Origin of the sequence: Vreelandella halophila, from assembly GCF_009856365.1 — a bacterium.
Classification (GTDB): Bacteria; Pseudomonadota; Gammaproteobacteria; order Pseudomonadales; family Oleiphilaceae; genus Halospina; species Halospina utahensis_B.
The window spans coordinates 284,492-298,671 of sequence record NZ_WMEX01000002.1 but is presented as its reverse complement, the minus strand read 5'-3'; the positions used below and the strand labels follow the sequence as shown (position 1 = coordinate 298,671).

Genomic DNA, 14,180 nt, shown 5'->3' with positions numbered 1-14,180 from the left:
TGCCCCCGGCACGGCCCGCCGCTGCCCCACGAACCCAGTCCCGTGATGCAGGCAGGCACCGGCGCCCGGGTCTGCATCGCCAGCCAGGCACCGGGGAACAAGGCCCACCAGAAGGGCCTGCCGTTTTACGACCCGTCAGGCGTGCGACTCAGGGAATGGCTGGCGGTCTCCGAGGAGCGCTTCTACGACCCGGAACAGTTCGCCATCGTGCCCATGGGGTTCTGCTTCCCCGGCTATGACAGCAAGGGCGGCGACCTGCCGCCACGGCGCGAATGCGCGGAAATTTGGCATGAATCCGTGTTCGCGGCCCTTCCGAATCTTTCGCTGATTCTGGTCATCGGCCAGTACTCACAGCGTTACCACCTGCCGAAGCGTCACCGCGAGAAGACACTGACGGCAACCGTGGCCAACTGGCGGGCCATCCTTGAGGAAGACAGCGAGCCGGCGGTTCTGCCCATGCCCCACCCTTCCTGGCGCAACAACGCCTGGCTCCGCAACAACCCCTGGTTTGAGGCGGAACTGCTGCCGGAGCTGCGCCGGCGTATCGAGACTCTGCTGGGGCCGGAATCAGGCGCCTGAGGCCACGACCGGGTAGCCCGGCTCGCCCCAGTCCGCCTCCGGATGCCCCATCAGGGTGTCGATGATCACGGGCACCAGCTGCTCGAGGATATTGGCCCCGTCCCGCACCTGCTCCCGGTTGACGGAACTGTTCCAGGTGGAGCCTCCATGCATCATCTGGTTGCGCAGGGTATAGAGTCGCGAGAAAACCAGGCCCAGAACCCGGGCCGTGTCATCCGAGCCCAGGGCCCGGGAGGCGGTCACCTTGGCGCGCTCGAACAGCCCCTGCCACTCCCCGCGGGGCCGGCGCCCGTTCTGGCAGTCCCAGTAGGGCTGGAATACATACTGGTTGTTCAGCAGCATCCGGATGGCATTGGGGAAGGCCGTCCAGACCACTCCCGAGAGGCGCTTCTCGACGTCCAGCGCCACCAGCCGCTCGAGGAACTCACGCAGGACCTTCTGCTCCGGCATTGGCTCCTCCAGGCGCATCTCCTGGGCATAGGCGGCGTTGAAGGCAATCCAGAGGAAGATGAAGCGACCATCCTCGTCATCACAGATTTCCGCCCTCTGCAACCAGCTCAGGGCACGGTGAACGCGCAGGTCCAGAGCATCCGGAAGGTTGTCGCGAATGCCTCTGTGGCGGGCTTTGAGAGATTCAAAATCCTGTGACACGGGAGCTCTCCTGTTTGACCTCTGATCCGAATACGTATAATTTCGTACACCATGACTGAGCGGTTAAGCATCAGTAATCCTTCCGCACGCCGCTTTCTTAACGTCTCTATCTAATCAGACCACGAGGTATTATTGCAGTGATACGGGCTGAAGGCGTCACCAAAGTATTCGGACCCAACCCGGAATCCGTGAAATCTCTGCTGGAACAGGGCAAATCCAAAGATGAAATCCAGTCCGAGACCGGGCATGTAGTCGGGGTCAACAACGCCAGCTTTGAAGTTGGCGCCGGCGAGGTCTTCTGCATCATGGGCCTTTCCGGCAGTGGCAAATCCACCCTCATCCGCTGCATCAACCGTCTCATCGAGCCCACTTTCGGCAAGATCATTCTCAACGACCCGGAACATGGCGAGATGGATATCGCCACCATGGACGGCCCGACACTGAGGCGTGTCCGCTCCCAGCATCTGAGCATGGTCTTCCAGCATTTCGCGCTTTTCCCGCATAAGACGGTTCTTGCGAACGTGGTCTATGGGCTTGAGGTTCAGGGCCGCGACAAGGCCGAGCGCGAGGAACTGGGAAAGAAGTACCTGGAGATGGTCGGACTGGGTGGCTGGGAAAACCACTACCCGGATGAGCTCTCCGGCGGCATGCAGCAGCGCGTGGGCCTGGCCCGCGCCGTGGCCACCGAAGCCAACATCCTGCTGATGGACGAACCCTTCTCCGCGCTGGACCCGCTGATCAAGGTCCAGATGCAGGATGAGCTGATTCGCATCCAGCAGGAACTGGGCCGCACCATTCTGTTCATCACCCACGACCTGGACGAGGCCATGCGCATCGGCGATCACATCGCCATCATGGATGCGGGCAAAATCGTGCAGGTCGGTAATCCGGAAGAGATTCTGGTCAACCCGAAAACCGAGTACGTGGCCAAGTTTGTCGAGCATGCCGACCCGACCGGCGTCATCACAGCGGAAACCGTCGCCCTGCCGTTCAGCGACCGCTACTTCAACAGAGTGGGCGAAGAAGCCGGCAACCAGATCTGGAACCGTACCGGTTACACCGATGTCGAGTTCCATGTGGATACCAATGGCCACCTCGCGAAGATGCGCTGCGAAGGTAATGACGTAGCGCTCCATGAGCTCGAGGAGAAGATCACCGAATCCGGCGGCGCCCCCGAACGCCACACGGACGCCGCCGTCCACTGCACCACGGACACCATTCTCAAACGGGTGCTGCGCGGGCGTGCCTACTCGGAACTTCCGGTCATCGTCCAGGACGCCGAAGGGCGCCTGAAGGGCATCATCGACGAACCGGAGCTGATCCACGGCATTCTCGAGAAACACGGTTACGCACAGGACGACTGAGGCCACCATCATGAACGACCTGATCCCGATGCTCAGCGGTTCCCTGGGCAACCCGTTCGAACTGATTGACCTGCCAGTTGATGACTGGGTCACCTGGTTTGTTGACTGGCTGGTGAACACCTTCCGGGACTTCTTCCGCAGCTGGGTGAGCCCGCCGGTCAAGACCGTTATGGAGGGGGTCCAGTGGCTGCTTACCTCCACGCCACCACTGGCCGTACTGGCCGGCCTGTTCGTCCTCGCCTGGCGCGCCGCCTCCTGGAAAGTGGGTGTATTCGCCGTGGTCGCCTTCGCCTTCATCGGCTTCATGGGCGTGTGGGACGAGCTGATGACCACCCTCTCGCTGGTAATCACCTCGGTGCTGTTCTGTCTCGTCATAGGGGTGCCCATAGGCATCCTGTGCTCGCGCAAGGACATGACCTACACCCTGGTGCGACCGATACTGGACATCATGCAGACCACCCCGCCCTTCGTTTACCTGGTGCCGGCGGTAATGCTGTTCAGTATCGGCAACGTGCCCGGACTGATCGCCACCATCATCTTCGCCATGCCGCCGACCATCCGCCTGACCAACCTGGGCATCCGCCAGGTGCCCGGCCAGTATACGGAAGCGGCCACCGCCTTCGGCTCCACGCCGCGCCAGATCCTGTGGAAGGTCCAGGTACCGCTGGCCATGCCCACCATCATGGCGGGCCTGAACCAGACCATCATGCTGGCGCTGTCGATGGTGGTGATCGCGGCCATCATCGGTGCCGGTGGCCTTGGCCTGCTGGTGTTCCAGGGGCTGAACCGGCTTGATATCGGCCAGGCCTTTGTTGGCGGGCTTGGAATTGTGCTGCTGGCCATGGTGCTCGACCGGATCACCCAGGGTCTGGGTGAGAAGGCCCCGGGCAGCCGGGCCAGCAGTGATGACTGACAACCATCTGTGAAGCGCGGATGCCGCCGGCATCCGTGGGACGACACAGCTCACAGCGATGTGAGTTAAATAAGAGCAATACGGAGGAACGTATTATGAAACGCCTGAAATCCATTTCGCTGAAAGCGCTGGCGCTGGCCCTGGTGGGCTCTCTGGCGCTCAGTGCCCAGGCCGACGATCACAAGTCCATGCCCGGTGAGGGCGTAAGCGTCCAGCCGGCTGTAGCTACATGGACCTCCGCCATTCCGGTGAGCTGGGTCTATGCGGAACTGCTGACCGAGCTGGGCTACGACGTCCAGGATCCGATTTCCCTCCAGAACCCGGTGGCCTACCTGGCCATGAGCGAGGGCGACGTGGACTACTGGCCCAACGGCTGGTTCCCGCTGCACAACCCGCAGCTGCCCGACAACTGGGATGAGAATGGCACCATCTTTGATCCGCTGTGCAAGGGCTGCGGCATCCAGGGCTACCTGGTGAACAAGGAAGCCGTTGAGAAGTACGACATCACAGGCATCATGGACATCGTGGAAAACGAAGAGATCCGCAATGCCTTTGACCACGACAACGACGGCAAGGCCGAGCTCTACGGCTGCCCGCCCGGCTGGGGTTGCCACGAAGGCATCAACGCCATGATCGACAAGTTCGAACTGGGCGACCGCATCGACCACGTGGATGCCGGCTATGCCGCGAACTTCACGGAAGCCATGTCCCAGATCGAACAGGGCAACCCGACCCTGTACATGACCTGGGGCCCCAGCGCCTGGATCCTCAAGCTGGTACCGGGTGAGGACGTTATGTGGGTCAACGCGCCCGGCATTGTCGAAAGCGAGAACGAAAAAGCTTCCGGCATCACCGGCGCCGTAACCGATCCCATCCAGATGGGCTTCGTTGCGGCTGACATCCAGGTTGCCGCCAACAACAACTTCCTCAAGGAGAACCCGGCCGCTGAGGAACTGTTCCGTCAGGCGGAAGTACCGCTGAAGTGGATCAGTCAGGTTGACGGCAAGATGAGCGAGCAGGACCTGGACGACGACGAAGTCCGGCCCCTGGCCGCTGAGTGGATCGATCAGAACCGCGACATGGTCGACAAGTGGCTGAAGGCGGCGCGCGAAGCGGCCAAGTAAGCCAGTACGATCCAACCGGATCGGAAAAGAAAGAAGGGGGCTCTGCGGAGCCCCCTTTTTTGTGCCCGGTCACCGGGCCGGGGTGCAGGCCAGCCGGTAGGCGGCGGGTGTCACCACCAGTGCGATCACCGTCGCAAGCAGAAGCCCCACGCCGAAGGTCTGGGCAAACGGCGGCCAGAGGGTGCCGCCGGCCACCATCAGGGGCACCAGACCACCAAAGGTGGTCATGGTGGTGGAGCCGATGTGGCGGAACGTGGGCCCTGTGATCACGTCGACCATGGCGGCGGCATCACCGTCCCGCGCGTGGTCATCGTCGTCCAGGGCAGCGATCATGATGATGGTGGCGTTGATGGCCACTCCCACCAGCCCCATGATCCCCACGATGATGATGAAACCGAAGGGGTGCCCGGCCAGGGCGAGAGCCAGCAGGCCCAGGCCAAAGGCCTGAGCGCCGCTGAAGAAGACAATCCCCGCCCGCCGGAAGGAATTGAAGGTCAGGGCCACCGCCGCGACCATCATCAACACAAGGATGGCGACGGAGCTCAGAAGCCGGGTGACGGCCTCGTTGCGCTCCTCGGCCTCACCACCGGTTTCCAGCCGGTACCCGGGAGGCAGATCCAGTTCCGCCTCCAGTTTGCCTTTAAGGCGCCGCATCACCGTGGGCGCCAGTTCCCCAACCTTAAGGTACCCACGGACCAGCTGGACCCGCTCGCCCTGGCGGCGCTGGATGCGCCGCCAGGACGGCGTCAGCTCCTGCTCCGCCAGGGCCGACACCGGGATACCACCCCGGCCCTCGCCGCCACGGATCAGGGCACTGCCGAGCATACTGCTCTGACTGCGCCAGGGCTCCGGGTAGCGCACCTGGACCGGCATCTGTTCCGTTTCCTCCAGCATGAAGCCACCATCACGCCCGCTGAGAAGGGCGTTGAGCTGGCCAGCCACCCGCTCCGCGTCCAGTCCCAGCGCCGCGATCTCCTCCTGGTCCGGGGTCAGCTCAATCCGGGGCTGGTCCCGGTTGACCAGGGTATGCACATGGGTCACTTCCGGCAGAGCGTGCATGAAACCGGCGATGCGCTCGCCCAGATCCGCCAGCACCGGCAGTTCCGGGCCATAGAGGCGCAACTCCAGGGGTGCCGCCACCGGCGGGCCCTGTTCATAACGCCGCACCAGCGTCTGGGCGTCAGGGAAGGCCTCATCAAGCCGTTTCTGCAGCGTCCGGATCGCCGGGATCGTCCGCTCTGCCCCGGCAGTATCCACAATGGCCTGGATAAAGGCGGGATTGCTGTCCTCACGCCCCACCAGGTTGTAATAGACCTTGGGCGCGTTGCCGCCCGCGACCATCCAGACGTCCTGCACCCCTTCAACATCCCGGATGACCGGGGTCATACGCTGCGCGACGTTCCGGGCGCGATCCACCGAGGCGCCGGGTTCAAGGCGGACCTGGATATGGAACTGGTCCCGGTCCGCCGCTGGGAAGAAGCTGATCGGCAGCATCGGCAGTATCACGGCGCCGCTGATGGGCAGCAGCAGTGTCAGGCCTATGGCAATGACGGGGCGCCGCAGTGTGATCCCGATGAAGGAACGCAGCCAGCCCATGGCCCGCCCCGGCCCCGAGGCGGAGGCGGATGTCAGCCCGGTCAGAAGCAGGGGGCTCATGGCGGGAATCACCAGCAGCGCCACCAGGTAGGAGCTGATCAGCGCCAGGATCACCGCAATGGCCAGCGGCCCCACGAACTCGCCCGCTCCGCCAGGCATAAGCACAATCGGCATGAACGCCAGGATGGTGGTGAGCGTGCTAGCCAACAGCGGACCAGCGAAGTGGCGCAGCGTCCAGCGGACGGCCTCAGTGTGGGAATCCCCCTGGCCAAGGCGCTCACGCAGGGCGTTGGTCACCACAATGGCGTTGTCCACGATCAACCCGATCGCCACGATAATGCCCGTGATGCTGATCTGGTGGATATTGACTCCGAAGACCCGGAACAGGCTCAACACCAGCAGCATGGTCGCGGGAATGGCCAGCCCCACGGCGGCCGCCCCGCGCCAGCCCAGGGTCAGGAACAGCAGGGCCACAACGATGACCAGCCCCATCAGGAGGCTGCCGACAACGCCTTCCAGCCGCTCCTGGGTATAGAGGCTCTGGTCGAAAAGAACCCGGGTCTCGATCCCGTCCGGCAGTTCCGCCCGCATCTCATCCAGGACGCTCCTGGCCTGCTGCGACCAGCTGTCGATACGGCCACCACCGGCCATGCGGGCGCCCACCAGGATGGTTTCCTCGCCATTGAGCAGCGCGTGCTGTTCCGGTGGGTCGGCCACGCCCCGCTCCACGTCCGCCAGGTCACCCACTTTCAGGCGCTGGCCCTCGTCGATGCTGATGGTGACATCCCGGATCCGCTCCAGGTCCGCGAAATCCCCCCGCAGCGTCACCGCCCGGCGCGACTCGCCGTTGTCCAGAACACCCGCGGGACGACGGGCATCGGAGCCGGCCACCCCCCGCGCCATGTCCTCGGCGGACAGTCCAAGCTGCGCCAGCTCGGCCGGATCCGCGTGCAGGCGGATCACCTCGGCGGCGCGACCGAACAGGTTGGTGTAGTCGGTGCTCGGCATGGCCCGGAACCGCTCCTCCAGGCGCTCCGCGTGGCGCCCCAGGGCGTTGTGGCTGATGCCCGGATCCTCACGCGTCAACGCGATCACCATGGAGAAGGCGTAGAAGCGGTCATCAATCAGACGCGGGCGTGATGCCTGGTCCGGCAGGTCCGGACGGGCATCCGCCAGCTTGTCCCGCACCCGGCTCCAGACGGGTTCGACCTCCGTCACCTCCTCGAGGAGCTCAATCGCGATGCTGGAGACCCCCTGTCGGGAGGCGGACGAGAGCACCTTGACCTCCTTGAGGGTACGGATCTCGTCTTCAAGCGTCTGCGTGACCAGCGCCTCGACCTGTTTCGGGTCCGCTCCCGGGAAGGTGGTGAGAACCCGTGCATTACGCGCCGTGATGCGTGGATCCTCGAGGCGTGGCAGGGTCTGGATGGCCGCCAGCCCCGAGACAATCAACAGCCCCACCGCCATCACCAGCAGGCGACGGTTGAACAGCAGCCGTTCAATCACCGTCGCCACCCTCTTCCGCAATGCGCACACGCTGGCCCGGCACAACCCGGTGGGTACCGCCATCGATCACCTCCATGCCCGCTTCGAGTGGGCCGCGGACCAGAACCCGCCCATCGTGGCTGTAGAGCCATTCCACGTTCACGCGCCTGATCCGGTGCGCTTCCTCCCCATCCGGTTCCAGGACCAGTACGGCCCAGAGGCCGGAACGGGCCCGGGTCAGCGCGGATTCAGGCAGGACATGGCCGCTTTGCGACACCTCGGTGGCATGGCGTAGATGGGCGATCTGCCCCGGAACAACCGGGGCGCCAGCATCCAGTGCCACGCGCAGGGTGCGTGTGCGCCTCGCCGGATCCAGCTCCGGAAGCCGCTCGATCACGGTACCTTCCAGCGATTGGTCACCCACCCTCAGCGAGACACGGTCACCGCTGCTGTAGGCCGCTGCCGTACCTGCCGGCATACCAATGCGGGCCTCCAGGCTTTCGGGGTCCAGCACCCGGAAAGCCGACGTTCCGGTCGAGACCAGATCGCCCTGATCCACCATCCGGCGGGCCACAACGCCATCGAACGGCGCCCTGAGGCGGGCGTCATCCAGATTGGCCTGAACCCGGTCGCGACGCCCCTCAAGCCCCTGGAGCTGGCCTTCCAGGCGCCGGCGTTCCGCCTCGGCCCGATCCACATCACGCTGGGTACTGGCGCCATCACGGCGGAGGTTGCGCTGGCGCTCCTCCTCCTGGCGGGCCAGATCCAGGCTGGCCCGGGTGGCGGCGATCTCGCCTTCCACCTCCTTCAGCGAGGCCCTGAGGCGGCGATCATCCAGAACCGCGAGCACCTGCCCCTGGGTGACAGCATCCCCTTCCCGGACCTCGATGCGGGCCACACGCCCTTCCGGCTCAAAAGCCAGGGTGCTGGCCCGCCGCGGCTCCACTAGCCCGGTGTGGCGGGTCACCTGCGGGAAGCTGTCCACGGCCTCGGGCGTACTGGTGCTGACGGGCAGCAACCGTTCGTCATTGGCGTCCGCGGTGGTCTGTGTGCTGGCCCAGGCACGCATTATGATCAGGGCCACGGCGAGGACCGCCAGTGCCACCAGCACCCGCGGTCGTTTCCATTGGTCAGTCATGGTCAGGCTTCCCGGCTGTTTTCTTGTTGTACCGCTTGGCATACGATCCGCGCGAAAGCTTAACAGAAGGCAACCCATAGCACCCTATCTATCCGGGCGATTTCCCTGACCTGAATGACGGGCCCCACTGGAATCCAAAGTCTTGCATCACCTCTCAGATCCACGCTTGCCGTGGGTGGTAACCTTGCTGGCCGGAACTGGGACACCACGAGTGACTGCCATGGGAATGAACACCCGCGCCTGCATCCTTTGTCTGCTGATCGCCCTGCTCAGCCTTGGCGGCTGTACGGTCCACCAGTCCATCGGCCATGATGCCGGCGCCTTCCTGCGGGATGTGGACGGTGAGCGCTTCCGTCCCGTGCCCAAACACAAATGGGACAGCAACAACCACGCCCTGCTCTATGTCTACCGCCCACAGTCGGAGTGGGGCGACCAGGAGCTCATGGCGCCCAGCTTCTACGTGGACGGCCACCACTACGTGAATCTGCGCAGCGGCGGCTACACCTGGCTGGAAATCCTCCCCGGCACCCGCGAGCTGGACATGAGCCGCCCCTTCTTCGGGATTGAAGGCATCGGGTTCCGCTTCTCCCATCTCCTGGATGCCGAACTGACAATGGAGGCGGGCGAGATCTACTTCCTGCGCTACTCCGAGGTCAGCGAAACCGACTCCATGGACCCGCGCCTGCCCGATGATCATCCCCTGAGCCGTGGTGCCGCACGGCTTGTTACGCAGGAAGCCGCCATGAAGGAACTGCGCCGGACCCGCTTCATGGAGAGCGTGCTGCTCGCCACCAACCATGCCGGCACCTCCATTGTGGCGGACAACCGCGAGGCGGATTACCAACGCCGACGCAAGGCACTTATGGAAAAGCGTAAAGAGGAGGTCGAACGCATGAAGGAGCAGGGCCATTACGAGCCCGCTCCCTGGTACTGGCCCTGGGGCGGCGGGCCTTCCCGGCCACTGGAGACGGATCGCAAACTCCGCCAGCTTGAAAGGGAACGGCAGCAGAGGCTGGCCGCACAGGAAGGCGAAGGCCACTGGTGGTGGCCGTTCTGAGCGCCGTACAGTAGTATGGCGGCGTTATGAGTGCCAACACGATATCCCTTAACCGCAACACAGACCAGCTTCCGCAGGACGGCCGCCCCGTATGGCTTTTCGGGTACGGGTCACTGATCTACAAGGCGGGCTTTGACTATATCGAGACGCGGCCGGCCACCATCCAGGGCTGGAAGCGACGTTTCTGGCAGGGCTCCCACGACCACCGCGGCACCCCCGACAGCCCCGGGCGCGTCGCAACCCTGATTGCCGATGCCCAGGCCTCCTGCACTGGCCTGGCATACCGGGTGACACCGGATGTTTTTGAACAGCTGGATGTACGCGAGAAAAATGGCTATCTGCGCCTGATCCGCTCTCTCAGGCTGGACGATGGCAGCGACGCAGAGGGCCTTGTCTACATCGCCACCGAAGACAATGCTGCCTGGCTGGGGCCGGCTACAGAAGCCGCCATTGCACGGCACGTAGCCGCTTCCGAAGGGCCGAGCGGACCCAACAGCGACTATGTGCTCGAACTGGCGGAAGCGCTGCGGGCCATGGGCGTGGATGATCCGCATGTGTATGCGATTGAACGCCATCTCAGGGCTGTCCTTGATGGGGACAATAAACCCGCCTATAGTTACAGCCAGTCCCCTGAGACCTGATGAGTCAATCACGTGTCCGATAATGACAAGAACAGACCCGTCAGGGACGCGAGCCTAGCCGAACCCGCGCTTGCCGTTGCCACAAGGCGACTGCGCACTGATTTCCAGCTCTCGATCATTACGCTGCTGGGCGCGGCCGCCCTGTTCGGCATTATTCCTTTTGGCGTCTACCGGTTCCTGGAAACCAATTACCTCGCCGGCGCTGCCGATTCACTGATTTCCTTCGGAATCCTCAGCAGCGTGATCTATGCGTGGCTGTCCGGCGATACGGAGAGGACGGGGTTCGCGCTGGCGGTCTTCTGCTGTGTTGCGGGGGCGGTCATCGGCTCCATTCTGCCGGAAGTGGGGCACCTCTGGAGCTACCCTATACTGGTGGCCAGCTTCTTCCTTACACGGCCGATCATCGCCATCAGTCTCAATACCGCCATGGTCGTGGCCATCATCATCCATGGCACCTCCCTGCCCTCGGGAGAGAGCCTGTGGGCCTACTTTGCCACGGCCACGGTGGTCAGCGCCTGCGCCTTCATCTTCGCGATCCGTAACCAGCAACAACGCAAGGAAATGGCCGTTCTGGCCCGCCGCGACCCGCTCACCGGCATACGCAACCGCCGCTCCATGGATGATGCCCTGCAGCTGGCCGCCTCCACCGCCAGCCGCACCGAAACCCCCTATGCCCTGGTCATGCTGGACCTGGACCACTTCAAGGCCATCAACGACAAGCACGGCCATGGCCTGGGTGACGAGATCCTGGTCAACCTGGCCAGGATGGTGGAACGCAATACCCGCCAGAGCGATCAGCTGTTCCGCTTTGGCGGCGAAGAATTCGTGCTGCTCATGCCGGGCGTGGACTCTGACGGCATGAGCGCCGTGGTCCAGGGCCTGCGCCAGAAGATCCGGTCCACCCTGAGAAGTCCCGATGGTCCCGTCACCGCCTCCTTTGGCGCGGCTCACCTGGGAGCGGATGAAAGCTGGGAGGACTGGCTGAAGCGTGCGGATGATGCGCTCTATCAGGCCAAGGAGAGAGGCCGTGACTGTGTCATAATCGCCAGCGACCGTGAACAGCCCGCCGGCTGATCTCAGCTCACGAGCCGAACCCAGTATCCCGAGCGCTGAACCCGCCCCTCATCCACCAGTTTCTCCAGGTGGGCTTCCAGTGAGCGCGCAGCCACCGGATGGATAGCCGCCGGCACGTCGTCATAGACCCGGGGCAGCAATGCTTCCGTCTCAATACCTTCCGGCGCCTCGGCCAGGCAGTCCAGAACCTTGTGCTCGCGGCGATGGCGGTGGGTGATCAGATAATCGAACACCGCCCAGGGATCGGCCATCAGCTGGCCATGCCCCGGCAGCAGATACGCCACCGGCTCATCCAGAAGACGCCGCAGCGTGGCCAGATAATCCCCCAGATGCCCGTCCGGCGGGTCAATGACCACTGTGGAGGACTGCATCACCAGATCCCCGGCCAGCAGTAGCCCATCCGGTTCCCACAGGAACGCCAGATGATTAGCAGCATGCCCGGGTGTACTCAGCACCCTCAGCCCCGGTACCAGGTAATCCCCGTCTGCTGGCTCATGATCCGGCGCAAGATCGTAGTCGTGATGCGCCAGGCCTCCTGCAGGGCGCCGGAACACCAGCCGGGCGCCAGTGCGTTCGCGCAGCCGATGGCTGGCCGGTGTGTGATCCAGATGCGTGTGGGTGAGCAGTATGCGGTCGATACGCCCCCCGGTGGCAGCGAGGATGGCCTCAACATGAGCGCCATCATCCGGCCCCGGATCCACCACCAGCATCTCCTCGTCCGTACGCAGGATGTAGGTGTTCGTGCCCGGCCCTGTCATGACACCCGGGTTGGGAGCAGTCAGGCGGGTGATGGCCGGAGTGATCGCAACCGCCTCGCCCGGTTCGATGCGTCCGGTCGTGTGCCCACCGGCTGCGGGGTCCAGGAAACGGGCCTCGTCGTATCCTGCCGCTCCGGCAGCCAGGCTGCTATTGCGGATCGGCCAGTCCTCTGCCGGCGCTTCATAGGGAACCAGATACGCCATTGATGCAACCAGATCGGCGACGCTCCGGAATCCCCGGATCTGCCTCAGCGTGCCCAGTGTCGGCGGCACCAGCAGGCGCTCACCACGGCCATGCTCCTCCAGAGCCTGCTCCGGTGTCAGCCAGAAGGCCTCGGTGGTTTCCGTACCATCCGGCCAGGCGGTCTGTCCCGCCGGCACTGGCGCCAGGAAGAAGCGGGTATCAAAACGCCGCGGGGGCCCTGGGGGCGTGATCCAACGCCCCAGATAGAAGAGTCCATCCGCGGCGGGCGTCAGCCCGGCGCGCCCGCAGTAATCGGCCAGCGACTGCTCGCCGGCATCCAGCCGCCGCCGTTCATCGAGCTCCGGCACTGTATGCGTGGTCAGCCCTCCGGCATCGTCCCGGACCACCAGAACGCCCGCTTCCTCAAAGCACTCCCTGAGCGCTGTGGTGCGATCCACCAAGGCCCCATCCAGATCACTGACCGCCCCGCCCGGAAACACATCGAACCCCGGCAGGAAGACCGCGTCCCTGGTACGACGCAACAGCAGTACCTCCGGGCCACCGGCGCCATCACGCGCCAGCACCAGGGTCGCTGCTTCACGTATCTCAGTCATGGCCACTCAGCAGGTCGCCTCCATCGCTACCTTGCCCCGGGTATGCCGGGTTTCAATGTGACGGTGGGCATCCTCGGCATGATAGAAGGGATAAATCTCGTCCACGTGCACCCTGAGCCGACCCTCATTCACCCACTGGCGCAGCACGTCCAGGTCCGCGCGATTGGAATGCACGATCACAAGCCGGTTGCGCTTCTGGAGACCCAGCCGGGCCAACCCTTCTGCAGGCAGGCTGTGACCGCTGGGAATGGTGTTCACATAGCGCCCGCCCCGCACCAGCGTGTCGCTGAAGTCACCGACCCGGTAATTGCCGAAGACATCGAACACCGCATCAAAGGGGCCGGGAATGGCGGGGGCCGATGTCTGCTGGTAGTCCACAGCCTCGTTCGCCCCCAGATCACTCACGAACTTCAGGTTACGCTCACTGCACACGGCGGTGACATGGCAACCGAGATTGCGGGCAATCTGCACCGCGAAGTGGCCAACGCCACCGCTGGCGCCATTGATCAGAACCCGCTGCCCCGGCTGGACACCGGCGCAGTCGCGCAGCGCCTGCAGGGCGGTGAGGCCGGCCAGAGGAATGGCCGAGGCCTCGGCAAAGGACAGCCCCTCCGGACAGGGAGCCACCTCATCCGCCTCCAGCACCGCGTACTCAGCATGGACGCCACCGTGGAAACGGTTGCTCATACCGAATACCGGCTGCCCTACTTCCAGGCCCCGGACACGGTCCCCGATTCGGGAGATCTCCCCGGCCATATCCAGACCGCTGACCCGCGGCAGGGGTTCGCGGTCAAGGAATCGCAGGAAGGTGCTGAACATCCCCTTGCGCAGCAGCACATCCTTGGGATTCAGACCACCCGCCCGGACACGCACCTGGACCTGGCCGGGACCAACTGCCGGTTCCGGCCAGTCATCCACCCATTCCAGCACATTGGGTTGTCCATAGGCCCTGTAGATGATGGCTTTCATGGTGGCGCTCCCTGACCAGAGACACGGACTTTA

Annotated in this window: 12 protein-coding genes; 7 read left to right on the top strand and 5 right to left on the bottom strand. The window is 64.1% G+C overall.

Going from position 1 to position 14,180, the window contains the following annotated elements; genetic code table 11:
* Nucleotides 1–45 precede the first annotated feature (45 nt).
* Nucleotides 46–579: a uracil-DNA glycosylase family protein gene (locus GLW01_RS04715; RefSeq protein WP_237416487.1), complete on the top strand. Its 534-nt coding sequence runs from the start codon at nt 46–48 to the stop codon at nt 577–579.
* On the opposite strand, the gene GLW01_RS04710 is transcribed toward GLW01_RS04715, so the two are convergent.
* Nucleotides 568–1,230, bottom strand: a complete 663-nt coding sequence (locus GLW01_RS04710) for a hypothetical protein (RefSeq protein ID WP_340162430.1) — start codon at nt 1,228–1,230, stop codon at nt 568–570. The genes GLW01_RS04715 and GLW01_RS04710 overlap by 12 nt on opposite strands.
* 188 nt (nt 1,231–1,418) lie before the next feature.
* Between GLW01_RS04710 and GLW01_RS04705 the strand changes: the two genes are divergently transcribed.
* From GLW01_RS04705 to proX, 3 genes are all read left to right on the top strand, one after another.
* Nucleotides 1,419–2,594: a quaternary amine ABC transporter ATP-binding protein gene (locus tag GLW01_RS04705; RefSeq protein WP_202405564.1), complete on the top strand. Its 1,176-nt coding sequence runs from the start codon at nt 1,419–1,421 to the stop codon at nt 2,592–2,594.
* 10 nt (nt 2,595–2,604) lie between these two features.
* Nucleotides 2,605–3,507, top strand: coding sequence for an ABC transporter permease (locus GLW01_RS04700; protein WP_202405563.1), 903 nt, complete (start codon nt 2,605–2,607; stop codon nt 3,505–3,507).
* 95 nt (nt 3,508–3,602) lie between these two features.
* The gene (proX, locus tag GLW01_RS04695; protein WP_160898296.1) at nt 3,603–4,631 is read left to right on the top strand and encodes a glycine betaine/L-proline ABC transporter substrate-binding protein ProX; all 1,029 of its coding nucleotides are present in this window, start codon (nt 3,603–3,605) and stop codon (nt 4,629–4,631) included.
* 69 nt (nt 4,632–4,700) lie between these two features.
* On the opposite strand, the gene GLW01_RS04690 is transcribed toward proX, so the two are convergent.
* Together GLW01_RS04690 and GLW01_RS04685 are read right to left on the bottom strand one after the other, a co-directional pair.
* Nucleotides 4,701–7,796 (bottom strand): efflux RND transporter permease subunit, encoded by a 3,096-nt coding sequence (locus GLW01_RS04690; protein WP_202405562.1) that lies wholly within the window; start codon nt 7,794–7,796, stop codon nt 4,701–4,703.
* On the bottom strand, nt 7,726–8,850 hold the full coding sequence (locus GLW01_RS04685; protein ID WP_160898295.1) for an efflux RND transporter periplasmic adaptor subunit: 1,125 nt from the start codon (nt 8,848–8,850) through the stop codon (nt 7,726–7,728). Before GLW01_RS04685 ends, GLW01_RS04690 begins: the two co-directional genes overlap by 71 nt.
* A 220-nt stretch (nt 8,851–9,070) precedes the next feature.
* Between GLW01_RS04685 and GLW01_RS04680 the strand changes: the two genes are divergently transcribed.
* Genes GLW01_RS04680 through GLW01_RS15785 form a run of 3 tightly spaced genes read left to right on the top strand, consistent with a single transcriptional unit; the run spans nt 9,071 to nt 11,622 of the window.
* Nucleotides 9,071–9,907, top strand: coding sequence for a DUF2846 domain-containing protein (locus GLW01_RS04680; protein WP_151441552.1), 837 nt, complete (start codon nt 9,071–9,073; stop codon nt 9,905–9,907).
* 26 nt (nt 9,908–9,933) lie between these two features.
* Complete coding sequence (locus GLW01_RS04675; protein WP_160898294.1) at nt 9,934–10,548, top strand: gamma-glutamylcyclotransferase; 615 nt, start codon at nt 9,934–9,936, stop codon at nt 10,546–10,548.
* A 12-nt stretch (nt 10,549–10,560) separates the two neighbouring features.
* Complete coding sequence (locus GLW01_RS15785; RefSeq protein ID WP_151441550.1) at nt 10,561–11,622, top strand: GGDEF domain-containing protein; 1,062 nt, start codon at nt 10,561–10,563, stop codon at nt 11,620–11,622.
* Nucleotides 11,623–11,624: 2 nt separating this feature from the next.
* Here the strand turns inward: GLW01_RS15785 and GLW01_RS04665 are convergent, their stop codons facing one another.
* Nucleotides 11,625–13,178, bottom strand: a complete 1,554-nt coding sequence (locus GLW01_RS04665) for an MBL fold metallo-hydrolase (RefSeq protein ID WP_160898293.1) — start codon at nt 13,176–13,178, stop codon at nt 11,625–11,627.
* 6 nt (nt 13,179–13,184) lie between these two features.
* The gene (locus GLW01_RS04660) at nt 13,185–14,147 is read right to left on the bottom strand and encodes an NAD(P)-dependent alcohol dehydrogenase (protein WP_160898292.1); all 963 of its coding nucleotides are present in this window, start codon (nt 14,145–14,147) and stop codon (nt 13,185–13,187) included.
* Between the last annotated feature and the right edge of the window lie 33 nt (nt 14,148–14,180).